Below are 23,039 nucleotides of genomic sequence, written 5' to 3'. Positions count from 1 at the left end.
AGGCGCACGGCCTCGCGCCAGGGTTGTCGCGACGCCGCACGACGGGGTGCGGCGTCCCCGACGGCGGCCCCCGGGCCGAGAGGAGACGCCGTGCGCCGCACCCCCACCACCTCACGGCACCCCACACTCCCGACCACGCGGCACGAGCGGGCGGACCTCGAGCGCCGGCGGCGCCGCACACGGCGGGCCGCGAGCGCCCTGGCAGCCGTCATGCTCGTCGCGATCGCCTTGCCGACCGCCGCGACAGCCGGCGTCGCGCCAGGAACGGCACCCACGGTCGAGCAGGCGGCCCAGCCCGCTCCGTCACCGCCGCTGCCCCGCGGGACGGCGCAGGGCCCGCTGGCGACGATCGAGGACGAGGACGCCTGGTGCGCCTACCTCTCCTCGTACTACCTGACGTTCCCGTCGCCCTGGTCCGCCCGCGTGATCAACTGCCGCCCCGGCAACCTGTTCGTCGCGCCGCTGTACTCGGACGGCACGCTCGGGATGTGCGTGCTGGTGCCCGCGCGGCACAGCCGGCACCTCGGGGGCAACGTCGTCCGGTGGGTCACGGACATCCGCCTCTGCTGACGGGTGCCCGCCCGGCCGACGTGCCAGGGTGAGGCATGGGTCACGCCACCTCCTCCCCGTCCCCCGGCTCACCGGTCCACCCCGACCCCGGGGCCGCGCCCCTGGCCACCGCGCAGGCCCAGCTCGCGCGTGCGGTCGAGATCCTCGGCTACGACGCCGGCCTCCACGAGGTGCTCGCGACGCCACGACGCGAGCTGCGCGTCGCCGTCCCGCTGCGCCGGGACGACGGCGCGGTGCAGGTGTGCACCGGGTACCGCGTGCAGCACAACATCTCGCGCGGCCCCGGCAAGGGCGGCCTGCGCTACGCCCCGGGCGTCGACCTCGACGAGGTCCGTGCCCTCGCGATGTGGATGACCTGGAAGTGCGCGGTCGTCGACGTGCCGTACGGGGGCGCCAAGGGGGGCGTCACGATCGACCCGCACGCCCACTCGGCCGCCGAGCTCGAACGCGTCACCCGGCGCTACACCAGCGAGATCATGCCGATCATCGGGCCCGAGCGGGACATCATGGCCCCCGACATCGGGACCAACGAGCAGACGATGGCCTGGGTCATGGACACGTACTCGGTCAACCGCGGGTTCACGATCCCGGCGGTCACGACGGGCAAGCCGCTGGCGGTCGGCGGGTCGCTGGGACGTCCCACGGCCACCTCGCAGGGCGTGGTCCACACGGCGCGGGCTGCCCTGCGCGCCGATGGCGTGGAGCTGGCCGAGGTCACGGCGGCCGTGCAGGGCTTCGGCAAGGTCGGGTCGCACGCTGCCCGCCTGCTGCACGAGGCCGGCACCCGCGTCGTGGCCGTCAGCGACGAGCACGGGGGGGTGCGCCGCGCCGACGGGCTCGACGTCACGGCCCTGATCGAGCACGTGACGAGGACCGGCTCGGTCACCGGGTTCGCGGACGCCGACGCGGTCAGCAACGACGACCTGCTGGCCCTCGACGTGGACGTGCTCGTGCCGGCCGCCGTGGAGGGGGTGCTGGACGGCGAGACGGCCGGTCACGTCAAGGCGCGCTGGGTCGTCGAGGGCGCCAACGGCCCCACCACGAGCGAGGGTGACCGTGTGCTGGCCGAGCGCGGGGTCGTCGTGGTGCCCGACATCCTCGCCAACGCCGGGGGCGTCGTCGTCAGCTACTTCGAGTGGGTGCAGGCCAACCAGGCGTACTGGTGGACCGAGCGGGAGATCGCCGACCGGCTCGAGCACCGCATGCTCGCGAGCCACGAGGCCGTCGCCGACCTCGCGCGCGCGGAGTCCGTCACCCTGCGGGAGGCCGCGATGACGATCGGGGTCCGACGCGTCGCGGAGGCCCACCTCATCCGCGGCCTGTACCCCTGAGGGCGGCGGCCCGCCACGGCCCGCGCCTCAGAGCAGCACGTGCGGCTCCCCGTCCACGTGGACCGGGTCACCGGTGTCGGCGGGCGCGCGCACGAGCTCGGCGGTGCGCCCGCCGGGACCGCGCACCGCGAAGGCGTCGTCCCCGGGCGTGACCACGCCGCCCTCCTGCAGCAGGCCGAGCACGGCGCGCTCGGTGGCCGTGGCGGCGGGCGGACCGGCCATGAGCGTGGCCACCACCGGACCGAAGGCCAGCGTCCCGTCCGTGAGCTGCCACGTCCCGCGCACGCGGTTCACGCCGGCGTACCCGAAGACGACGCCGTCACCGTCGAACGTGAGCCACGGGGGCTCCTGCAGACCGTCGGCGAGGTCGGCACCGTCGACGCGCAGCACGCGCCACGTGCCGTGCAACCACGGCACGTCGGGGACAGCACCCGAGGGATCAACGGAGGTCGGCTGGTCGTGCCCGTCGTCGCGCATGCTCGATCATGACACCTGCAGGCTCAGGCGCGCGGCAGACGCTGCACCCAGTCCGCGAGCTCCACGCGCGGGCCCGTGTAGAAGGGCACCTCCTCGCGCACGTGCAGGCGGGCCTGCGTCGCACGCAGGTCGCGCATGAGGTCGACGATGCGGTGCAGCTCGGTGGCCTCGAAGGCCAGCAGCCACTCGTAGTCCCCCAGGGCGAACGACGCCACCGTGTTGGCGCGCACGTCGGCGTAGTCGCGTGCGGCGGCGCCGTGCTCGTGGAGCATGTGGCGCCGCTCGTCGTCGGGCAGCACGTACCACTCGTAGGAGCGGACGAACGGGTAGACGCACATGTAGTCGCCCGCCGGCTCCCCCGCGAGGAACGCCGGGACGTGGGCGCGGTTGAACTCCGCCGGGCGGTGCAGCCCGACGACCGACCACACCGGGGTCAGGACCGCGCCGAGCGCGCTGGCCCGCAGACGGTGGTAGGCGCCCTGCACCTGCTCGACGGTCTCCGCGTGCCACCAGACCATGAGGTCGGCGTCGGCACGCAGGCCGGCGACGTCGTACCAGCCCCGCACGACGAGCCCGTCGTCGGCGGCGACGGCACGCAGGGCGTCGGCGACCACCTCGGCGCGGGCGTCGTCGTCGGCGGGCAGCGGACCGTCGACGGCGAAGACGGACCACATGGTGTAGCGGATCGTCGAGTTGAGGGCGTCGGCGTCGGGCGTGGTGGCGGGCGTGGTCACGGGGGCTCCGTCGGCAGGTGGGTCGGGGCGGTGCGGGGGTGCGTCAGGACCAGGGGTCGGTCGAGCAGGCGGCCGGCCGGCCGGAGTCGACGCCGTCGCGCATGCGGCAGCAGCCCGGGAAGCAGACCGACCGGAACGGCGGCAGGCCGCCCTCGGTCGCCTGGGCCGGGCGCGGCACGCCCGCGTCGTCGGCGCGCGCGATGGCCGCGCGCTCGAGCAGCAGGTCGGCCAGGCCGCGCACGAACGGCTCGCGCACCCCGACGGAGTCGGCCCGCACCGCGGTCATGTCCAGCTCCTGGGCGGTCGCGAGCGCCTCGGTGTCGAGGTCGAACGCGACCTCCATGTGGTCGGAGACGAACCCGATCGGCGACAGCACCACGGACGTGGTGCCGGCCGCGGCGAGCGCCGTCAGGTGGTCGTTGACGTCGGGCTCCAGCCACGGCTGGCTGGGCGGGCCGGAGCGTGAGCAGTACGCCAGGTCCCACTCGACGGGGCGGCCGAGCCGCTGCCCGGCAGCGGTCGCGACCGTCTCGGCGACGTCCAGGTGCTGCTCGCGGTAGGACGCGCCGGCGACCACGGACGCGGCCTCCATCGTGTCGGGGATCGAGTGGGTGACGAACACCAGGCGGGGCCACGCGGCGTCCGCGGGCACCCCCGCGTACGCCTCGACCACCGCGTCGACGTTGGCCCGGACGAACCCCGGGTGGTTGAAGTAGGACCGCACCTTGTCCACGACGAGCGGCTCGCCGTCGCCGGTCGGGGAGATCTCCTCCAGGGCCGTCCACAGGTTCTCGCGGTACTGCCGGCAGCCGGAGTACGACGAGTACGCCGACGTGACGAGGGCCACGACCCGCTGGGCACCGAGGGCGCGCGCCTCGGCCAGCGCGTCGCGCGTGTACGGCTCCCAGTTCCGGTTGCCCCACACCACCGGCAGGTCGAGGCCGCGGCGGCGCAGCTCGGCCTCGAGCGCGGCCCGCAGGGCGAGGTTCTGCTCGTTGATGGGGCTGCGTCCGCCGAAGTGGTGGTAGTGCTCGGCGACCTCGGCCAGGCGCTCGTCCGGGATGTTCTTGCCGGCGGTGACGTTGCGCAGGAACGGCATCACGTCGTCGGGTCCGTTGGGACCGCCGAACGAGAACAGCAGGACGGCGTCGTAGGGCGCCAGGCCGGCCGACGGGTCCACGGGCTGGTCGGTGGTGGGGGGCGTCACGGGAGGCACGGTCCGATCATCCCACTGGACCCGCGTACCGCCCGGCCACGACGGGTGTCGGCGACGTGACGTTGTCGCGACACGGTGTCACCTCCGCACGGCGGTGGTCACCCGGTCGGGTGGCTCGGGGTGCGGGGGCACGTTCCCGGCCCTACCGTCGATCTGGCGCGATCTCCTGCGCGCCGGGACACGAGAGGACCGGAGCCCGACCGATGAGGAAGCCGTGACGCGTGCCGGACGGCATGCGGCGCCCGAGCTGGCGCGCCGCTACGTGCTCGGCGACCGGCTGGGCGAGGGCGGCTCGGCGCAGGTCCACCGGGCCATCGACACACGGCTCGACAGGCCCGTCGCCATCAAGCTGTTCCGGCTCTCCGGCGCCGATCCCGCGCAGGTGCGCCGCTACGCCCAGGAGGCGCGCGTCCTGGCCGACCTCTCCCACCCCTCGCTCGTCGCGCTGCTGGACGTCGGGGCGGACGTGGCGCCCGGGACCGGCCCCGTGGCCTTCCTCGTCATGGAGCTCGTCGAGGGCCGCAACCTGCGCGAGCTCGTCGCGGACGGTCCGCTCGACGCCGGCACGACCGCCGACGTCGGGCACCAGCTCGCCCAGGGACTGGCCCACGCGCACCGCGCGGGCGTCATCCACCGTGACGTGAAGCCCTCCAACGTGCTGGTGGCGGACACGACGCCTGCCTCGGGCCGGCGCGACGCCCCGATCCTGCCGGTGGTGCTCGCGGACTTCGGGATCGCGGCGTCCGGCGCCGCCCCGCCCGCGAGCCGCGCCGACGACCGCGCGACGGCGAGCTACCAGAGCCCCGAGCAGGCGCTCGGCGAGCCCGCCGGGCCGGCCAGCGACGTCTACTCGCTCGGTCTGGTGCTCCTGGAGTGCCTGACCGGGCGCCGTGCGTACCCGGGCGACCCCCTGACGGCGTCCCTGGCCAGGCTGCTGCACGGCCCGCAGATCGCCGACGACGTCGATCGCGACTTCGCCGCGCTGCTGCGTGCGATGACGCGGTCCGAGCCGGCCCAGCGCCCGACGATGGTGGCCGCGGCCGCCGAGCTGCGGGCGCTGCGCCGGCAGCGTGAACGGACGCTGCGGGTCTCCTGAGCTCCCCCGGCGTCGGGCGCTCAGCGCAGCCGCGTCCCGACGGCGGGCCGCGACGCAGCCGCGGACCGGTGCTCCGGCGGCACGGCGGCGAGGGCGTCGGCGATCTCGTCGGCCCAGGCCGTGACGGCCGCCATGTCCCGGTGATCGCCCTCGCGTGCCCGGCCACCGGCGATGATCGCCCGCTCGGTGAACGACAGGACGGAGCGGTCGAGCCGGCCGCGGAAGCTGCGGTGGGCACGCGCCCCGATGCGCTCGCGCAGTGCGGCGACCTCCAGCGGGGAGTTCGCGGAGTTGGCGGGCTGCGTGGCCAGGCCGGACGAGAACGTCCACACCGGCCGGGTGCGCAGCTCCTCGGCGCACCGGTCGGCGAGCTCGCGCGCGGCGGGCAGCCAGTGCGCGGTGTAGACGGCGGAGCCGATCACGACCGCGTCATGACCCGCGACCGTCGGCACGTCCTCCGGTGCCCGCTGGTCGACGTCGTGCCCGCGCTCGCGCAAACGCCGCGCGATCACCTCGCCGATCTCCCACGTCCCGTGGTGGCGCGACGCCACCGCCAGCAGGATGCGCATCGTCCCTCCCTCGCCGTCGGGCCCGGTGCCCTCCGGGTCCCATCGTGGTCGCGGGGCTCGGGCATCTCGTGGGCCGGAGGTCCCCGGGCGGGCGCGGACGTCAGCCGTCGGACGGGTCGTCGGCGGTCAGCGGCACGGGATCGGGCAGGTCGCGCTGCGCCAGACGCAGCCGGGTGCACAGCCGTTCGAGCGTCGCGAGCTCGTCCGCGTCGAGCGCGCCACCGACGAGCGCGTCGATGGACCGGGCGTGGCGACGCCCGATCTCCCGCTGCCGACGCAGCCCCGCGGCTGTGAGGTGGACCGCCTTGCCGCGACGGTCGCCCGGCACGGGGCCGCGCCGCACCCACCCGTCGGCCTCGAGCCTGTCGACGAGCCGCGACAGGCTGGGCTGGGTCAGCAGGCTCGACTGCGCGAGCTCGCGCAGCCGCAGGGCCCGACCCTCGGCCTGCGACAGCGTGAACAGCACGTCGTACTCGCGCATGCTCATCCCGCCCCAGACGTCGTGCCGCGCGAAGCGGCGCACGAGCGTCACCTGGGCACGGAAGAGCGCCTCCCACGCGGCCACGGACGCCCGGACGTCCGACCCGGCGCCGCCCTCCACCACCATCGGACCACCCCTCGCCCCGGCGAGCGTCGCCGTCGTCGTCCCCGTCGCACCTCGACGAGCAGGAATCATGTCACCACGCGTCGCTCCGCCGGGGCCGGCCCCGTCTACGCTGGGGCGATGAGCGAGACGGGCACCACGTACCTGCTGGTCGACGGCGAGAACATCGACGCGACGCTCGGCTCCTCGATCCTCGGTGGCCGTCCGACACCCGAGCAGCGGCCGCGCTGGGAGCGTGTGCTCAGCTTCGCGCAGCAGACGTGGGACCAGCCGGTCAAGGCGCTGTTCTTCCTCAACGCGTCCAACGGCACGCTGCCGATGTCCTTCGTGCAGGCGCTGACCGCCATCGGGTTCGTGCCGATCCCGCTGTCGGGAGAGTCGTACGAGAAGGTCGTCGACATCGGCATCAAGCGGACGCTCGACGCGATCTCGGCGCGCGAGGGGGACGTCCTGCTCGCCAGCCACGACGGCGACTTCGCCCCCGAGGTCGCGCAGCTGGTCGACGCCGGACGCCGCGTCGGCCTGCTGGCGTTCCGGGAGTTCACGAGCCAGGCCCTGGCGAGCCTGACGGCCCGCGGTCTGCAGACCTTCGACCTGGAGTCGGACGTCTCGGCGTTCAACGTGCAGCTCCCGCGCCTGCGGATCATCCCGCTCGAGGAGTTCGACCCGCTGCGCTACCTGTGAGACACGTGACGGCCGCCCCGCGGGAGCGGGGCGGCCGTCACGGTCGCGGCGCGGGCGGGCGGGGTCAGCCCTCGCCGAAGCCCTCCGTGAGGGCGTCGTCGATGATCGAGCGGATGTGGTCGGCGTGGTCGGCGTCCGGGGCCATGAACTCGATCCCGTGGGCCGTCCCGGAGACCTCCGTGACGATCGACGTCCTGTCGTTGCGGACGACCAGGGCGCTGTCCGCGGCCGGGACCTGGGGGTCGTCGGTCGAGGAGAACACCTGCAGCGGCCCGGCGAACTGGCTGACCTCGGCGCGCGCGTCGACCTCGCCGTACGTGGCGGGGGGGCTCAGTGCGACGACCGCGACCGCCTCGAGGTCGTCGGCGAGGCCGGCGGCGAGCGTGCCGCCGGCGGACGCGCCGACGAACGCGACGCGCTCCGCCCCCGTGGCACGCAGCACGTCGAGCGCGGCCCGGAAGCCCGCCTCGCCGGACGCGCCCCAGTCGTACGTGGCCACGAGGTAGCCCTCGGCCGCGAGGCGGACCAGCTCGCCGGACCACTGGCACACGTCGCCGTCGACCGGCGGGGCGAACAGCACGCCGCGCTCGCCGGCGCCCGCCCACGCGATGGACGCTGCGGTGTCACCCTCGCCGACGGTGGCGTAGGCGACACCCTCGGACAGGCACTCGGGTGCCGGGGCGGGCACCATGTCGACGGGGGCGTCCTCGAGCATCGTCGGGTCGGGCGCCGGGTCGGCGGCGGTGGCGGTCGGGGCGGCCACGCCGGTCTGCGGCTCGGTGCCGGTGGAGCACGCGGTCAGCAGTCCCAGCGCGAGCGCGGCGACGGCGGCGGACCGCAGGTGGGTGGTCGTCGGACGGGGGGGCAGGGGGACGGGTAGCAGACGCACATGCGATTCCTAGGCGGTCGACAGCCCCGGGACAAGGCGCAGGCGTCGGCGTAAACGTTTCAGACCTCCCACGGGCGGCGACGCGCTAGCGTGTGTCCATGCCGACGCTGTTCACCCGCATCATCGACGGCGAGATCCCCGGACGCTTCGTGTGGGCCGACGACCGCGCGGTCGTCCTGCTCACGATCGCCCCGATCACCGACGGCCACGCGCTCGTCGTGCCCCGCGCCGAGGTCGAGCAGCTCACCGACGCCCCCGACGACCTGCTCGCCCACCTCGTCGGCGTCGCCAAGACCGTCGGGCTCGCGCAGCGGGCGGCGTGGGACGCCCCGCGCGCGGCGCTGCTCGTCGCGGGCTTCGAGGTGCCGCACCTGCACCTGCACGTGCTGCCCGCCTGGGACGAGTCGAGCCTCTCGTTCGCCCACGCCCGCCACGACGTGCCCGCGGCCGACCTCGACGCGGCGGCCGAGCGGCTGCGCACCGCGCTGCGCGCGGCCGGGCACGGCGCTCACGTCCCCGCCGATGCGGCCTCCCCCGCTCTGTGAGCACGGGGGCCGCGTGACGTCGCCCGCCGCCCCCGGAGGGCCCCGCTGAGCGCCCCCGCCGCGCGCACCGGTCGGATGTCGCGCGTGCTGCACCGCACCGGCACGCGCACCGCGGCCCACGGCCCCGCGCTGCGCGCGTTCCTCGCCACCGAGGCGGGCAGCGCCGTCGTGCTGCTCGTCGCCACCGTCGCCGCCCTCGTGTGGGCCAACTCCCCCTGGCGCGAGGCGTACACGGCGCTGTGGCACACGCCGGCCGGCGTGTTCGTCGGCGACGTCGGCATCGAGCTCGACCTGCAGCACTGGGTCAACGACCTCGCGATGGCCGTCTTCTTCGCCGTCGTCGGCCTCGAGATCAACCGGGAGGCGACCCGCGGCGAGCTGCGGGACCCGCGCGCCGTCGCCGTGCCGGCGCTCGGGGCGCTCGGCGGGCTGCTCGTCCCCGTGCTCGTCTTCCTCGCGTTCAACGCCGGCACGGAGGCCGCCCGCGGGTGGGGCGTGGTCATGTCGACCGACACCGCGTTCCTCGTGGGCGTCCTCGCCCTGTTCGGTCCCCGCTGCCCCGACCGGCTGCGGCTCTTCCTGCTCACCCTCGCGATCGTCGACGACATCGGCGCGATCGCGGCGATGGCCGTGTTCTACACGGACGACGTCGACGCGCGCGCGCTCGCCGCCGCCGGCGCCCTGGTCGTCGTGCTGCTGGTGCTGCGGCGCCGCGGCGTGTGGCGCCTCACGCCGCACGTCGTCGTGGGCCTGGCGCTGTGGGTCGCGGTCCTCGCGTCCGGGGTGCACGCCACGATCGCGGGCGTCCTGGTCGGGCTGCTCGTGCCGACGTCGGTGCCGCACGAGCGCCGCCGCCACGAGGTCGCGGTGCAGGCGCGGCGCTTCCTGTCCGAGGGCGGCGCGCACCGCGAGCATGCCGCAGAGGTCGCCGGGCGCGCGGCCGTGCCCACCGGCGACCGGCTGCAGCGGGTCCTGCACCCCTGGAGCGCGTACCTCGTCGTCCCGCTCTTCGGGCTCGCCAACGCCGGTGTGCGCCTCGACCCCGCCACGCTCGCCGACGCGTTCGGGTCCCGCCTGACCGTGGGCGTGGCCGTCGCGCTCGTCCTGGGCAACGCCGTGGGCATCACGGGCGCCGCGACGCTGGCGCTGCGCCTGGGCCTGGGTGACCTGCCCGGGCTGGTGCGCTGGGGTCACCTGCTGGGCGGCGCCGTCCTGGCCGGCATCGGGTTCACGATCTCGCTGTTCATCGCCCAGCTCGCGTTCGACGACCCGGTGCTGCTCGAGCGCGCGAAGATCGGGGTGCTCGCGGGCTCGCTGGTCGCGGCCGTCGCGGGGTCGACGCTGCTGCGCTGGCTCGGCGAGCGGCTGCCCCTGTGCACGCCCCCGCGGCTGCCCCCCGCGCTGCCGCCCCTGCCCTGGCGCTCGGCGGCCTGACGCGCCCCGGGCCCGCGGCGGCCCAGGTCACGCCACCGGGTCGTCCGGCCCCCACGTCGCCAGGCGCAGCGTGCGGGCGTCCGCCGCCACGATGTCGTCCGCGTGCTCCCGCAGCGAGGCGACCGTGTCGGCACCCGCGCGGACGAACCGCCCGGACAACGCGTCCAGCTCACCGGACGCGAACGCGAGCACCAGCTCGGCCACCTCCTGCGGGGGCGTCCACCGCGTCCGTCCCGCGTGCACCGGCATCGCGGCGGTCATCCCCGTCGCCACCACGCCCGGGGCCAGGTCCAGCACCCGCAGGCCGGCGTCCGCGTACTGCCGGTGCAGCTGCGCGGTGAACCGCGCCAGCGCGCCCTTGCTGACGGCGTACCCGGTGTAGGAGGTCAGGGCCCGGTGCCCCGACCCCGAGTTCACGTTGAGGACCCGTCCGCCGCCGCGCGCGAGCATCCCCGGCAGGACGGCGTGCGTGACGAGCAGCGGGCCGCGGACGTTGACCTCGACGACACGCCACACGTCCTCGACGTCGTCGGCGGCGAAGGGCAGCTCGGCGTGCTCGATGACGCCGGCGTTGTTGACCAGCAGCCCGATCCCGCCGTGGTCGGCCAGGGCGGCCTGCACGTGCTCCACCGCGGTGGCCACCTGCGCGGCCTGCACCAGGTCGGCCACCGCGACGGTCGCCGTGGCGCCCAGCGCGCGGACCTCGTCGGCGACCTCCTCGAGGGGGTCGCGCGTCCGCCCGACCAGGCCCAGCGCGTAGCCGTCGCGCGCGAGCGCCAGGGCGAGCTCACGGCCGATGCCCCTCCCGGCGCCCGTGACCAGGGCCGTGCGCGGGACCGGCGGGTGGGCGGGGTCGGCGGACGTCACGGGGCTCATCCCCTCATCGTCGCGCACCGCGCGGGGCGCCGCCGCGACCGGGCTGCGCGACGGTCGTCACACCGCGTCGACGACCGCGCGCAGGGCGCCGAGCTCGATCGGCCCCCGGTAGCGCACGCCGTCGACGAGCAGCGTCGGCGTGCCGGGGACGTCGAGCTCCAGGCCGCCCTCGTAGTCCGCCTGGACCGCACGCGCGTAGCGGTCCGCCGGCTCGCCGACGACGTCCTCGGGATCCAGCCCCAGCTCCCGGGCGTACCCGGCGAGGTCGTCGTCCGTCAACGCGTCCTGGTGCGCGAACAGCAGCCGCTGCATCTCCCAGAACTGCCCGTGGGCGCCCGCGGCCTCGACCGCGAGCGCCGCGGCCAGCGCGTGGGGGTGCACCTGGAACAGCGGCAGGTGCCGCCAGACCAGGCGCACGCGCCCGGCGGACTCCTCGACGAGCCGGCGCAGCACCGGCTCGGCGTCCCGGCAGTACGGGCACTCCAGGTCGCCGTACTCGACGACCGTGACGGGCGCGTCCGGGGAGCCCAGGACGTGGCGGTCGGGGTCGGTGCTCACCTCGGCGGTCTCGGGCGACGTCATGGGCCCAGCGTGCCGTGCGAGTGGCCTGCGCGCACCCGGTCGGGTCAGCCGCCGCGAGCACGCAGCGGCGGGCCCGCGGTGCCCGCCCCGGCGGCGACTCCCCTGACCATCGCGTGCAGGGCCTGGACGCCGCTGACCCGGGGCCGCCAGTCCAGCTCGCGCTCGGCGCGCGTGGTGTCGAGCACCGGCGCCGCCATCGCCATGTCGAGCCAGCCGGGACCCACGGGCACCGCCCGGGCACGCCACCCGGCGGCCACCGCGGCGCGTGCGACTCCGAAAGGGACCTCCTGCAGGCGCGCCCGGGCCACCAGCGCGGCGGCGTCCGGGCCGCGCACGATCCCGGGCCCGGCGAGGTTGAACGCACCGCGCGCCTGCCGCACGACCACCTCGCGGACCGCGTCCGCGAGGTCGTCGGCGTGCACCGCCTGCAGACGCAGACCCCGCGGCCACGGCAGCACGGGCACGCGACCGTCGAGCAGCCGTGCGGGGACCAGCGGGCCGAGGAAGTAGCGGGTGATCTCGTGCCCCGCGTCGTGCTGGAACACCAGCGCGGGGCGCAGCCGTGCGACCACCGCACCGGTCGACGCCTCCGCACGGTCCAGCAGGGTCTCGACCGTGGCCTTGTCCACGCTGTAGGACGACGAGCGGACGCCGTCCGTCGGCCAGGACTCGTCGCGGGGCGTGTCCCCCGGGGACGGCGAGTACGCGCCCACGGACGACGCGACGACCAGGTGCGGCACCCCCGCCCGGGCGACCGCCTGCACGACACGCCGGGAGCCCACGACGTTGGTCGCCCGCAGCCGGTGGCGGTCGTGGCTGGGCTGGATGGCCCACGCGAGGTGCACGACCGCGTCCGCCCCGGCGAAGGCGGCCGCGAGCGCGTCACCGACCCCGGTGTCCGCGTCGTGGGCGCCGATGTCGCACGACACCCACGTCGCGACGTCGTACGGCGGGGGCGGGGGCTGCCGGGGCGTGCGCCGCGCCACCGCCACGACCGACGTCACGGTCGTGTCCTGCGCGAGGCGGCGCAGGACGGCCGTGCCGACGTTGCCGCTGGCCCCGACGACGACGACCCTCACCGGGACCCCCGGGGGTCGGTGCGGGCGGTCACGCGGCGGGGTCCAGGACGACCTTGATGCACCCGTCGGCCTTGCGCTGGAACACGTCGTACGCCTGCGGCGCCTGCTCGAGCGGCACCCGGTGCGTGCGCAGGTCGGCCACGGCGAGCGGGTCGGCGGGGTCGGTCACCAGGGGCAGCAGGTCGTCGTACCAGCGCCGCACGTTCGCCTGACCGAACCGCAGGGTGAGCTGACGGTCGAAGACGTCCATCATCGGGATCGGGTCGAGCGCACCGCCGTACACGCCGACGACGGAGACCGTCGCCCCGCGCCGGGCCACGGCGATCGCGGTGTGCAGCGCGGCCATGCGGTCCACGGCCGCCTTCTCGATGAGGGGGCGCGCCAGCGTGTCGGGCAGGAACGCTGCCGCGCGCTGACCTGCGGCGGCCAGCGGCGACCCGTGCGCCTCCATCCCGACGGCCTCGACGACGGCGTCCGCCCCGCGGCCGTGCGTGCGGTCCCGCACCGCGGCGACCACGTCGTCGGTGCGTGCCGCGTCGATGACGTCCACGCCGTGCCGTGAGGCCATGAGCAGCCGCTCCGCGACGATGTCGACGCCGATGACGCGCTCGGCGCCGCGGTGCAGCGCGATCCGCGCCGCCATCTGCCCCACCGGGCCGAGGCCGACGACCACGACGGTGCCGCCGGGCGGCACGTCCGCGTACTCGACGGCCTGCCACGCGGTGGGCAGCACGTCGGACAGGTAGAGGTACGTCTCGTCGGGGCGGCCGTCGTCGGGCACGACGACCGGGCCGTACTGCGCCTGCGGCACCCGCAGGTACTGCGCCTGGCCGCCGGGGACGCTGCCGTACAGGGACGTGTACCCGAACAGCGCGGCGCCCTTGCCGGTGCTGCGCACCTGCGTCGTCTCGCACTGGCTCTGCAGCCCGAGCGCGCACATGTGGCAGGTGCCGCAGGCGATGCCGAAGGGGACGACGACCCGGTCACCGACCCGCAGGCGCGTGCCCGCCTCGGCCCCCACCTCCTCGACGACGCCCATCGCCTCGTGGCCGAGCACGTCCCCCGGCTGGAGGAAGGCCCCGAGCACCGAGTAGAGGTGCAGGTCCGAGCCGCAGACGGCGGTCGACGTCACACGGATCACCGCGTCGGTCGGCTCCTCGATGCGCGGGTCCGGGACGTCCTCGACCCGTACCTGCTCACGTCCCTGCCACGTCAGTGCCCGCACCGCTCCACCGTCCCGTCGCTCGTGGTGCCGTCGTTCCCGTGCCACGGTCGCACCCACCTGCGCGGTCCGCATCCGCGACGCCCGGGTCGGGCCGTCAGAACAGCGTGCCCGCGCCGGACGCGACGCGGGCCTCGAGGGCCAGCAGCTCGCGCTTGCGCTCGATCCCGCCGGAGAAGCCGGTGAGCGTGCCGTCCGCCCCGATCACGCGGTGGCAGGGCACGACGATCGGCAGGTGGTTGGCGCCGTTGGCCGCGCCGACCGCGCGGGCGGTGGTGCGCGGGTCCAGCCCGAGCGACGTGGCCAACGCGCCGTACGTGGCCGTCGTGCCGTACGGCACGGCCCGCAGGCCCTCCCACACCCGCTGCCGGAAGGGGCTGCCGCGGTAGCGCAGCGGCAGGTCGAAGTCGCGCCGCTCCCCGGCCAGGTACGCCTCGAGCTGCCGCACCGCCTCGTGGAGCACCGGGTCGTCGCCCGGCGCGGCCCGCGTCCCGTCCGGCGGGGCGGCGGGCGACCCGTCGGCGTGCGGGAACCGGACGTCCGTCACGGCACCGTCGACCACCCCGACCGTCACCGCCCCGAACGGGGCCTGCACCACCGCGTACGTCGTCACCACGGCACCATCCTGCCGCCGGCCACCGACACGCGTCGCCCACGGCACGCCCGGCCGTCCAGGGCCCACCAGGGCCGACCAGAGCCACCCACGGCCCCGACATGACCGGTCCCGCCCCCCGGACGTGGGGGGCGGGACCCGGTGGGAGAGCCGTCTCGCCGGCACGAGGCGTGGCAGGCTCCCTGGCCCCGAGGGGCCGGTCCGGCTCTCGCCGGACCCTGTGGTGCTGCGGTGCGCGTGCGGTGGCTCGCGACCCGCGGGTGGCCGGTCGCGGGTGACGCGATCGGCTGAGTGCGGGACGAGCATCGCACCGTCGTGTGACCACCGCATCTCGAACATGCGACCAGTTCGCTACCCGCCCTTTGCCTCGTGTGACGGGCGACACACACCGCCGCCGCGGCTAGCGTGACGCCGTGCGCGCACCCCTCGATCCCGTGCCGGCGCTCGCCTCGCTGGCGGCGCGGGCGGTGCCCGGCGTGGAGGTCGTCGACGTCACGGCCGGCACCGTGCGCCGGCTCGTCGACCTCGGCACCGGGACGGTCGCGGTGACGGCGGTGGTCACCCCCACCGGGGTCGACGTGCTCCCGGACGCCCCTGCCCCGGCGGCGGCCCTCGAGCGCCTCGCGGCGCGGTGGTTCGGGCTCGCGGACGACCTCGCGGCCGTGCACGACGCCGGGCGGGCCGACCCCGTCCTGGGCCCGCTGCTGGCCGCGCGTCCCGACCTGCGCGTCCTGGGCCACCCCGACGGCTTCGAGGCCGCCGTGCAGGCCGTCCTCACCCAGCAGGTGTCGCTGCACGCGGGGCGCACGACCGGCGGCCGGCTCGCCGCGGCGTTCGGCCGCCGGCACGTCTCCGGCCTGCTCGCCTTCCCGCGGCCCGCCGACGTCGCGGAGGTCGACCCCGTCGAGCTGCAGCAGGTGCTGCGCGTGCCGCACGCCCGGGCCCGCGCCGTGCACGCGCTGGCCGTCGCGTGCACCACGGGGCTCGAGCTCACCCCGGACGCACCCCGAGACGACGTGCGCCGCAGGCTCCTGGCGGTCCCCGGGATCGGCCCGTGGACGGCGGACGTCGTCGCGCTGCGGGCGCTCGGCGACCGGGACGCGTTCCCGTCGGGGGACCTGGTGCTGCGCTGCGCCCTGGGCGTGCCGCACCCCCGGGACGTGGCGGCGGCCGGCCTCGCGTGGAGGCCGTGGCGCGCGTTCGCGGCCACGCACCTGTGGGTGTCGGTTACCGCGCCGGGACCCCTCCCGCCCGGGGCCGCGCCGGTCGTGTGACCCGTCCGCCCGGGGTCGCCGGCATCGCTGCGGGCGCGATCCGGTGTCGAGGCGGTCACGATCACGTCGTTCCCGCCCGCCGTCGACCGCACGCCCCTAGCGTGCGGCCATGACGACACGCACCCGCACCCTGGTCGCCACCCTCGCCGTGCTCGCCGCCCTCGCCGGCTGCAGCGCCGCCGGCGACGCCGGCAGCACCGTGCAGGAGGCCGGCGACCAGGCCGTCGGCGGCGGGTTCGAGAGCGGCGGGCTCGAGGGCGGCGCACCGCGCGGCAGCGACGTCGCCGACGAGGCGTCCGGCAGTGACGCGCAGCAGGTCGTCCAGACGGCCCGCGCGACGATGGTCGCGCCCGACCCGGTCGCCGCGGCGCACGACGTGGTCGCGCTGGTGACGCGCCTCGACGGGCACGTCGACGCCCGCTACGAGCGCTCGGGCACCGATCCGGACGACCCCGGCAGCGCGACCCTCACGCTGCGCGTCCCGGCCCGCGCGATGACGACCCTGACGGACGACCTCGGCGGGATCGGCGAGGTGCGGGAGTTCCTGGTCGAGACCGAGAACGTGACGGGCGCCGCCCAGGACCTCGACGCCCGGATCGCGGCGACCGAGCTGTCGGTCGCGCGCATGTCCGACCTGCTGGCACGCGCCGCGACCAGCAGCGACATCATCGAGGCCGAGGCGGCGCTGACCGAGCGGCAGGCCGACCTCGAGCGGCTGCGCTCGGAACGGGCGCGCCTGGCGGACCGGGTCGCGCTGTCCACCGTGCACGTCGAGATCCACGCCCCCGACCAGGTGCCGGAGCCCGTCGCGACCGGGCCCGCCACGTTCCTCGACGGCCTCGAGACCGGGTGGACGGCGTTCCTCGGGACGGTGCGCGGCGCCCTGGTCGTCGTCGGGGTGCTGCTGCCCTGGCTGGTCGCCGGTGCGCTGGTCGCGGCCGTCGTCCTGCTTGTCCGGCGGCGGCGCGGGCCGCGGGCGGCGCCGGCTGCCGTCGGGACGGCGCCCGTCGACCCGCCGCAGGACCCCGCCCCCCGCGCCTGACGTCGGGCCGGATCGCCCGCCCGGCGTCCGGGGCCGGGGCCGTGGGCAGGCCCGAAGGTCCCGTCACAAGCGCGCACACCGGTCGTAATCTCCTGGCAAAGAGCAGACCGCGGCCGTCCGGTCGCCCGGACTGCTCGCCGGGTGGCGCCTCGACGGTTGACCGCGCCCGGTCCCCGAGGCGAAGGAGCTGCCATGAGCGTCACCGTGACCGGTCCCCTGGCGGACGTGTCCCTTGCACCCGAGGTGCGCGCCGTCCTGGAGGCCTGCCCCCGGCTGGTGATCCCCGCGACACGCGCCGAGCTCTACCAGCTCGCGCTGGGCCCTGAGGGCGGCCCCACGTTCACCGTGGAGTACGACGTCGACGGTGCGATGGTGCCGGAGGCGACGGTCACGCGCTGTCGCAACGGCGTCGCCGTGAACTACCCCGAGGACTACATGCGCCGGCGCGACCCGGACTGCATGCGCATCGCCGACGACCTGCCGACGGACAAGCCGCGCTACCGCGACGTGTTCGACGCGGAGTTCGACCCGACGCGCACCGAGACGCTCGAGTGGCTCGCCACGCAGGAGCTCGTCGTCGTGCCCTTCAAGGCCGGCGGCCCCCGGTTCGGCTACCCCTCCCTGGCGATCGTCCCGCTGAACAGCGCGTTCTTCGCGCTGACCCTGGTCGACCTGCAGGGCTGGGTGACGTTCGACGAGATCGGGCCCTTCACCCCGCGGTCGATGCTGTACGTCGCGCCGCCGTTCCGCCACACGCACTTCGGCGGCAAGCAGGTCGTCGTCCACAACCGCTCCCACGAGCTGCACGAGATCTGGGCCTACAACCTCTACCCGGGCCCGAGCGCCAAGAAGGGCGTCTTCTCCGTCCTGCTCGACATCGGCGAGCAGGAGGGCTGGCTCACGGCGCACGCGTCGAGCGTGCGGGTGACCACCCCGTACGAGAACGAGACGGTCATCATGCACGAGGGCGCGTCGGGCGGCGGCAAGTCCGAGATGTGCCAGGAGATCCGCCGTGAGGACGACGGCCGCATCCTCGTCGGCACCAACGTGGTCCGGGACGAGCCGTACCACATCACCCTCGGCGAGACGTCGACGCTCGCGCCGGTGACGGACGACATGACCCTGTGCCACCCGTCGGTGCAGAAGGGCAACGGCCGCCTGGTCGTCGCCGACGCCGAGGCCGGGTGGTTCGTGCGCGTCGACAACATGACGAGCTACGGCGAGGACCCGGCGTTCGAGCGCGCCGTCATCCAGCCGGAGGAGCCGGTGCTGTTCCTGTCGATCGACGGGGTCGCCGACGCGACGGCCCTGCCGTGGGAGCACACGCTCGACTCGAACGGCAAGCGGTGCCCCAACCCGCGCGTCGTCATCCCGCGGTCGTTCGTCAAGAACGTCATCTGCGAGCCCAAGGAGGTCGACGTCCGCACGTTCGGCGTCCGCATGCCGCTGTGCACGCGGGAGAACCCCACCTACGGGATCATGGGGATGATGCACATCATCCCGCCGTCGCTGGCGTGGGTGTGGCGCCTGATCGCCCCGCGCGGGGACAAGAACCCGTCGATCGGGGAGAGCAAGGACGTCAAGAAGGCCCTCAAGCACGGTGGCATGGTCGCCGAGGGCGTCGGCTCGTACTGGCCGTTCTCCACGGGCACCAAGGTGGCCGCCGCGAACCTGCTGCTGCGCCAGATCGTCGAGAACGACCGCACGCGCTACGTGCTGACCCCGAACCAGCACATCGGTGCGTACAAGGTCGGGTTCTCCGCCGAGTGGCTCACGCGCGAGTACCTGGCCCGGCGGGGTGGCGGACGCATCCAGCCCGACCACCTGACGCCCGCGCGGTGCTCGCTGTTCGGCTACCGGCCCAAGGACGTCAAGCTCGACGGCCAGCAGATCCGCCCGACGCTCCTGCAGCCGGAGTACCAGTCGCAGGTCGGGCTCGAGGCGTACGACGCGGGGGCGAAGATCCTCGCGGACTTCTTCTGCTCCGAGCTCGAGCAGTTCATGACGGACGACCTGGACCCGCTGGGTCGCAAGATCATCGAGGTCGTCCTGCGCGGCGGCGACGTCGAGGAGTACGCGGAGCTCACGCCCCTGTACGTCTGACGCCCACCCGCTCGCGGCACCGGGGCCGCACCCTGCGCAGGGTGCGGCCCCGTCCGGTGTCGCGGGCCGCGGCACATCTCCGTGTGTCGCCCGGCGTGCCTGCGTGCGACCATGCGGAGGACGCCCGGCCCTGCCACCCGCCCCGAGGTGAGGCATGACGAGCACCCACGACGACCGGCCCTACGCCCAGGACGCCGCGCAGGTCCTGCAGCGCCTCGGCACCAGCAGCGACGGGCTGACCGGGGAGCAGGCCGCCGCGCGGCTGGCGGACGTGGGGCCGAACCGGCTGCCGACGGCACCGACCCGGCCCGTCGTCCTGCGCTTCCTCGCGCACTTCGACGACGTGCTCATCTACATCCTGCTCGCGGCGGCCGTGCTCAAGGCGTTCCTCGGCGACTGGGTCGACTTCACGGTCATCCTCGTCGTCGCGCTCGTCAACGCCCTCGTCGGGTTCCTGCAGGAGGGGCAGGCCGAGCGCGCGCTCGACGGGATCCGCACGATGCTCTCGCTGACGGCCACCACCCGTCGCGACGGCCAGTGGACGGACGTCGACTCGCAGACGCTCGTGCCGGGCGACGTGGTCCGCGTGCGGTCCGGCGACAAGGTCCCTGCGGACGTGCGGCTCGTCGAGGCGACCAACCTGCAGGTGGACGAGTCGGCGCTGACCGGCGAGTCCGTGCCCGCCGTGAAGGACGTGGCACCCGTCGGGGCCGACGCGGGCGTCGGGGACCGCACGAGCATGCTGTTCTCCGGCACGATCGTCGCCGCCGGCACGGGCCTGGGCGTCGTGACCACGACGGGCGCCGGCACGGAGATCGGCCGCATCCAGTCCCTCATCGCCGACGTCGACCACCTCGAGACCCCGCTCAAGCGGCAGCTGGGGCGCCTGGGGTCGCTGCTGTCCCGCGGCATCCTCGTCATGGCGTTCGCGATGCTCGTCATCGGGCGGGTCCTGCACGACTTCGAGCTGCCGGAGCTGGTGTCCGCGGCGATCGGGTTCGCCGTGGCGGCGGTGCCCGAGGGCCTGCCTGCGCTCGTGACGATCACGCTCGCGCTCGGCGTGCAGCAGATGGCGCGGCAGCACGCGATCACCCGCAAGCTGCCCGCGGTCGAGGCGCTCGGCTCGGTCACGACGATCTGCTCGGACAAGACCGGCACGCTGACGAAGAACGAGATGACGGCGCGCACGGTCGTCACGGCGCAGGGCAGGTACGGCGTCGACGGCCTGGGCTACGAGCCGACCGGGGCCGTGACGCTCGACGGCTCCCCCGCCCCGCTCACCGCGCACGGCGACCTGCACGACCTGGTGCGCGCGGGCGCGCTGTGCAACGACGCGCGCGTGGTCGCGGACGAGTCGGGCCGCTGGGGTGTCGTCGGGCAGCCCACCGAGGGCGCGCTGGCGACGCTCGCGCTCAAGGCGGACCTCGACACGTCCGGCGTGGAGCGCGTCGCGGCCGTGCCCTTCGAGTCCGCCAACAAGCTCTCCGCGACGCTCGACCGCCTGCCGTCGGGCGACCTGCGCGTGCACGTCCTCGGGGCACCGGACCGGCTGCTGGACAGGTCGGCGACGCAGCGCGGGGCGTCGGGCGGCGCCGCGCCCCTCGACCGCGGGCACTGGGAGCGGGCGGTCGAGGACCTCGGGGCGCAGGGGCTGCGCGTGCTCGCCGCCGCCGAGCGGGCCGCGCAGCCGGGGACGTCGGACCTCGCGCTCGACGACGTCGACGCAGGGCTGACGTTCCTGGGGGTCGTCGGGATCGTCGACCCGCCGCGGCCGGAGGCGATCGCGGCCATCGCCGACTGCCACCGCGCCGGCATCGCGGTGAAGATGATCACCGGTGACCACGCCGGCACCGCCGTGGCGATCGCCCGCGAGCTGGGCATCGTGCCTGCGGGCGAGGAGGTCGAGGCGCTCACCGGCCCCGAGCTCGAGGCGATGAGCGCCGAGGAGCTGCGCACCCGGGTCCGCGACGTCGACGTGTACGCCCGCACGAGCCCCGAGCACAAGATCCGGATCGTGCGCGCCCTGCAGTCGCACCGCGAGGTGGTCGCCATGACCGGCGACGGCGTCAACGACGCCCCTGCGCTGACGCGCGCGGACATCGGCATCGCCATGGGCATCAAGGGGACGGAGGCCACCAAGGAGGCGGCGGAGATCGTCCTGGCCGACGACAACTTCGCGACGATCGAGCGGGCCGTGGAGGAGGGCCGGCGGATCTACGTCAACATCCGCAAGTCCGTGGTCTTCCTGCTGCCGACCAACGGCGCGCAGTCGCTGGTGATCCTCGTGGCCGTGCTGTTCGGCATGGCGCTGCCGCTGAGCCCCGTCCAGATCCTGTGGGTCAACCTGGTCACCGCCGTCACCCTGTCCCTGGCGCTGGCGTACGAGCCCGGCGAGCCCGGGATCATGGACCGCCCGCCCCGCTCCCCCCGCGAGCCGGTCCTGTCGCGCCCGTCGCTCGTGGTCGTGGTGTGGGCGTCGCTGCTCATCGGCGGGGCCACCCTGGCGGTGTACCTGCTGGAGAAGCAGCTCGGAGCGGCCGACGGGGTGGCGCAGACTGCGGCCGTCACCATGCTCGTGCTGGGCCAGATGGCGTTCCTGTTCTCCTGCCGGTTCCTCGGCGGCTCGAGCCTCACGTGGCGTGTGCTCGTCGGCAACCGGGTGGTGTGGATCGCGGTGGGCACGCTGCTCGTGCTGCAGCTGGTGTTCACCTACACGCCGTTCATGCAGTCGTGGTTCGACTCGGCACCGATCGGCTGGCGCGACTGGGGGCTGTCCCTGCTCGTCGCCGTCGGGGTGTTCCTGCTGAGCGAGGCCGGCAAGGCCGTGGCGCGGCGCCTGCCGGCCTGAGGCTCACGCGGGGGTGCGCTCCGGGGGGACGAACCAGCTGATCGAGCGCGCCACGTCCCCCGCCCGCAGCCACGTGTGGCGCTCGGAGCGCGGGTCGGTGTCGTGCTCGCGCCACGCGACCATGACGTGCGTGCGCGTCCACCGGATGGCGCGTGCGGCCCGCCACTCCTCGCCGCCGTCGGACCAGACGAGCCGGACGACCACGGCGACGTCCCCCTGGGGACGGGTCGGGATGCCGTCGGGGACCTCGCTGTTGGCGACGTCGCGCGCCGGCGGCCGGGGCGGGAGCGAGCGGTCGGGCATGGTGCGAGCGTAGTCGAACACCTGTTCGATCCTGCGGTCCGCGGCCGAGAATCACCCGCCCGGGGCGCGCCTCGGCTCAGGTGAGCTGGTTGATGCGGACCATGTTGCCCGCGGGGTCGCGGAACGCGCAGTCGCGGGTGCCGTACGGCTGGTCCATGGGCTCCTGGACGACCTCGGCGCCGCCGGCCTGCACCTGCGCGAACGCCGCGTCCACGTCCGTCGTGGCCAGCACGACCGAGGCGTACGAGCCCTTGGCCATGAGCTCGGCGATGGTGCGCCGCTCGTCGTCGGTGATGCCGGGGTCCGCCGCCGGCGGGTGCAGGACGATCGACGTCTGCGGCTGGGCGGGCGTGCCGACCGTGATCCAGCGCATGTCGCCGTAGCCGACGTCGTTGCGCACCTCGAACCCGAGCACGTCGCGGTAGAACGCGAGCGAGGCCTCCGGGTCGTCGGCGGGGAGGAACGTGTAGTGGATGAGGAGGTCCATGACGTCCACGCTAGGAGGACCCGGCCGCCTGCCGCTTCTCGGATCCTGACCGATCACGCCGGGGCCGCATGACCTGCTTGGCGACACAGCTCGGGATGCCCGCGCCCTCGTCGGCCGCGAGCCGGCGGTACTGCGACGGTGGGATGCCCACGAGCTCGGTGAACCGCGTGCTGAACGTCCCGAGCGAGGAGCAGCCGACCGCGAAGCAGACCTCGGTGACCGTCAGGTCGCCACGCCGCAGCAGCGTCATGGCCCGCTCGATGCGCCGCGTCATGAGGTAGGCGTACGGCGACTCGCCGAACACGGCGCGGAAGCGACGGCTCAGGTGCCCGGCCGACATGTGCGCACCGCGCGCCAGCGACTCGACGTCCAGCGGCTGCGCGTGGTCGCGGTCCATGCGGTCGCGCACGGCGCGCAGCAGCCGCAGCTCGGCCAGGCGCGGGTCCGACGTCACAGGGACA

The 23,039-nt window shown here is 75.2% G+C and carries 24 protein-coding genes; 10 read left to right on the top strand and 14 right to left on the bottom strand.

Annotated features, from left to right (window positions below; translation table 11 throughout):
- Window positions 1-90: 90 nt before the first annotated feature.
- A complete protein-coding gene (locus Cph01nite_RS06765) occupies window positions 91-570 on the top strand; it encodes a hypothetical protein (protein ID WP_203672551.1) in 480 nt (159 codons plus the stop codon).
- Window positions 571-605: 35 nt separating this feature from the next.
- On the top strand, window positions 606-1,901 hold the full coding sequence (locus Cph01nite_RS06760; RefSeq protein ID WP_203672550.1) for a Glu/Leu/Phe/Val family dehydrogenase: 1,296 nt from the start codon (window positions 606-608) through the stop codon (window positions 1,899-1,901).
- A gap of 27 nt (window positions 1,902-1,928) precedes the next feature.
- Here the strand turns inward: Cph01nite_RS06760 and Cph01nite_RS06755 are convergent, their stop codons facing one another.
- Genes Cph01nite_RS06755 through Cph01nite_RS06745 form a run of 3 tightly spaced genes read right to left on the bottom strand, consistent with a single transcriptional unit; the run spans window position 1,929 to window position 4,319 of the window.
- Window positions 1,929-2,378: an META domain-containing protein gene (locus tag Cph01nite_RS06755; protein WP_203672549.1), complete on the bottom strand. Its 450-nt coding sequence runs from the start codon at window positions 2,376-2,378 to the stop codon at window positions 1,929-1,931.
- 23 nt (window positions 2,379-2,401) lie between these two features.
- The gene (hemQ, locus tag Cph01nite_RS06750; RefSeq protein WP_373307549.1) at window positions 2,402-3,112 is read right to left on the bottom strand and encodes a hydrogen peroxide-dependent heme synthase; all 711 of its coding nucleotides are present in this window, start codon (window positions 3,110-3,112) and stop codon (window positions 2,402-2,404) included.
- Between the two features lie 43 nt (window positions 3,113-3,155).
- Window positions 3,156-4,319 (bottom strand): ferrochelatase, encoded by a 1,164-nt coding sequence (locus Cph01nite_RS06745; protein WP_239069095.1) that lies wholly within the window; start codon window positions 4,317-4,319, stop codon window positions 3,156-3,158.
- A gap of 223 nt (window positions 4,320-4,542) precedes the next feature.
- On the opposite strand from Cph01nite_RS06745, the gene Cph01nite_RS06740 reads away from it, so the two are divergent.
- The gene (locus Cph01nite_RS06740) at window positions 4,543-5,424 is read left to right on the top strand and encodes a serine/threonine-protein kinase (RefSeq protein WP_203672547.1); all 882 of its coding nucleotides are present in this window, start codon (window positions 4,543-4,545) and stop codon (window positions 5,422-5,424) included.
- Window positions 5,425-5,444: 20 nt separating this feature from the next.
- Here the strand turns inward: Cph01nite_RS06740 and Cph01nite_RS06735 are convergent, their stop codons facing one another.
- Together Cph01nite_RS06735 and Cph01nite_RS06730 are read right to left on the bottom strand one after the other, a co-directional pair.
- Window positions 5,445-5,993: a flavodoxin domain-containing protein gene (locus tag Cph01nite_RS06735; RefSeq protein ID WP_203672545.1), complete on the bottom strand. Its 549-nt coding sequence runs from the start codon at window positions 5,991-5,993 to the stop codon at window positions 5,445-5,447.
- Window positions 5,994-6,093: 100 nt separating this feature from the next.
- A complete protein-coding gene (locus tag Cph01nite_RS06730) occupies window positions 6,094-6,600 on the bottom strand; it encodes a MarR family winged helix-turn-helix transcriptional regulator (protein WP_239069094.1) in 507 nt (168 codons plus the stop codon).
- Window positions 6,601-6,717: 117 nt separating this feature from the next.
- Here Cph01nite_RS06730 and Cph01nite_RS06725 point away from each other — a divergent pair, with 117 nt between their 5' ends.
- On the top strand, window positions 6,718-7,281 hold the full coding sequence (locus tag Cph01nite_RS06725; RefSeq protein ID WP_203672543.1) for an NYN domain-containing protein: 564 nt from the start codon (window positions 6,718-6,720) through the stop codon (window positions 7,279-7,281).
- A gap of 64 nt (window positions 7,282-7,345) precedes the next feature.
- Here the strand turns inward: Cph01nite_RS06725 and Cph01nite_RS06720 are convergent, their stop codons facing one another.
- The gene (locus Cph01nite_RS06720) at window positions 7,346-8,170 is read right to left on the bottom strand and encodes an alpha/beta hydrolase (RefSeq protein ID WP_203672542.1); all 825 of its coding nucleotides are present in this window, start codon (window positions 8,168-8,170) and stop codon (window positions 7,346-7,348) included.
- A 98-nt stretch (window positions 8,171-8,268) separates the two neighbouring features.
- Here Cph01nite_RS06720 and Cph01nite_RS06715 point away from each other — a divergent pair, with 98 nt between their 5' ends.
- Window positions 8,269-8,715 (top strand): HIT family protein, encoded by a 447-nt coding sequence (locus tag Cph01nite_RS06715; protein WP_203672541.1) that lies wholly within the window; start codon window positions 8,269-8,271, stop codon window positions 8,713-8,715.
- Window positions 8,716-8,790: 75 nt separating this feature from the next.
- Complete coding sequence (gene nhaA / locus Cph01nite_RS06710; protein ID WP_203672540.1) at window positions 8,791-10,149, top strand: Na+/H+ antiporter NhaA; 1,359 nt, start codon at window positions 8,791-8,793, stop codon at window positions 10,147-10,149.
- A 27-nt stretch (window positions 10,150-10,176) separates the two neighbouring features.
- Here the strand turns inward: nhaA and Cph01nite_RS06705 are convergent, their stop codons facing one another.
- The 5 genes from Cph01nite_RS06705 to Cph01nite_RS06685 all read right to left on the bottom strand — a co-directional run bounded on the left by Cph01nite_RS06705 (window position 10,177) and on the right by Cph01nite_RS06685 (window position 14,521).
- Entirely contained in the window at window positions 10,177-11,025 is an 849-nt protein-coding gene (locus Cph01nite_RS06705; protein ID WP_203672539.1) for an SDR family NAD(P)-dependent oxidoreductase, read from the bottom strand.
- A 57-nt stretch (window positions 11,026-11,082) separates the two neighbouring features.
- A complete protein-coding gene (locus Cph01nite_RS06700) occupies window positions 11,083-11,607 on the bottom strand; it encodes a DsbA family protein (RefSeq protein ID WP_203672537.1) in 525 nt (174 codons plus the stop codon).
- A gap of 44 nt (window positions 11,608-11,651) precedes the next feature.
- A complete protein-coding gene (locus Cph01nite_RS06695; RefSeq protein WP_203672535.1) occupies window positions 11,652-12,686 on the bottom strand; it encodes an NAD-dependent epimerase/dehydratase family protein in 1,035 nt (344 codons plus the stop codon).
- A gap of 28 nt (window positions 12,687-12,714) precedes the next feature.
- Window positions 12,715-13,911: an alcohol dehydrogenase catalytic domain-containing protein gene (locus Cph01nite_RS06690; protein ID WP_203672533.1), complete on the bottom strand. Its 1,197-nt coding sequence runs from the start codon at window positions 13,909-13,911 to the stop codon at window positions 12,715-12,717.
- Between the two features lie 94 nt (window positions 13,912-14,005).
- Entirely contained in the window at window positions 14,006-14,521 is a 516-nt protein-coding gene (locus tag Cph01nite_RS06685; RefSeq protein ID WP_308439422.1) for a methylated-DNA--[protein]-cysteine S-methyltransferase, read from the bottom strand.
- Between the two features lie 413 nt (window positions 14,522-14,934).
- On the opposite strand from Cph01nite_RS06685, the gene Cph01nite_RS06680 reads away from it, so the two are divergent.
- The 4 genes from Cph01nite_RS06680 to Cph01nite_RS06665 all read left to right on the top strand — a co-directional run bounded on the left by Cph01nite_RS06680 (window position 14,935) and on the right by Cph01nite_RS06665 (window position 21,788).
- Window positions 14,935-15,795 carry a DNA-3-methyladenine glycosylase family protein gene (locus Cph01nite_RS06680; protein WP_203672531.1) on the top strand — a complete coding sequence of 287 codons (861 nt, stop codon included), beginning with the start codon at window positions 14,935-14,937 and terminating at the stop codon, window positions 15,793-15,795.
- A gap of 109 nt (window positions 15,796-15,904) precedes the next feature.
- The gene (locus Cph01nite_RS06675) at window positions 15,905-16,837 is read left to right on the top strand and encodes a DUF4349 domain-containing protein (protein WP_203672529.1); all 933 of its coding nucleotides are present in this window, start codon (window positions 15,905-15,907) and stop codon (window positions 16,835-16,837) included.
- A 192-nt stretch (window positions 16,838-17,029) separates the two neighbouring features.
- Window positions 17,030-18,940, top strand: coding sequence for a DUF4914 family protein (locus Cph01nite_RS06670; protein ID WP_203672527.1), 1,911 nt, complete (start codon window positions 17,030-17,032; stop codon window positions 18,938-18,940).
- A gap of 154 nt (window positions 18,941-19,094) precedes the next feature.
- Window positions 19,095-21,788 (top strand): cation-translocating P-type ATPase, encoded by a 2,694-nt coding sequence (locus Cph01nite_RS06665; RefSeq protein ID WP_203672525.1) that lies wholly within the window; start codon window positions 19,095-19,097, stop codon window positions 21,786-21,788.
- 3 nt (window positions 21,789-21,791) lie between these two features.
- On the opposite strand, the gene Cph01nite_RS06660 is transcribed toward Cph01nite_RS06665, so the two are convergent.
- The 3 genes from Cph01nite_RS06660 to Cph01nite_RS06650 all read right to left on the bottom strand — a co-directional run bounded on the left by Cph01nite_RS06660 (window position 21,792) and on the right by Cph01nite_RS06650 (window position 22,975).
- Window positions 21,792-22,091, bottom strand: a complete 300-nt coding sequence (locus Cph01nite_RS06660) for a hypothetical protein (RefSeq protein ID WP_203672523.1) — start codon at window positions 22,089-22,091, stop codon at window positions 21,792-21,794.
- Window positions 22,092-22,167: 76 nt separating this feature from the next.
- Window positions 22,168-22,578 carry a VOC family protein gene (locus Cph01nite_RS06655; protein WP_203672522.1) on the bottom strand — a complete coding sequence of 137 codons (411 nt, stop codon included), beginning with the start codon at window positions 22,576-22,578 and terminating at the stop codon, window positions 22,168-22,170.
- Between the two features lie 10 nt (window positions 22,579-22,588).
- Window positions 22,589-22,975, bottom strand: coding sequence for a helix-turn-helix transcriptional regulator (locus Cph01nite_RS06650; RefSeq protein WP_203672783.1), 387 nt, complete (start codon window positions 22,973-22,975; stop codon window positions 22,589-22,591).
- Window positions 22,976-23,039 lie beyond the last annotated feature (64 nt).

This window comes from Cellulomonas phragmiteti (genome assembly GCF_016862775.1).
Classification (GTDB): domain Bacteria; phylum Actinomycetota; class Actinomycetes; order Actinomycetales; family Cellulomonadaceae; genus Cellulomonas; species Cellulomonas phragmiteti.
This window is presented reverse-complemented; position numbering and strand designations above follow the sequence as displayed.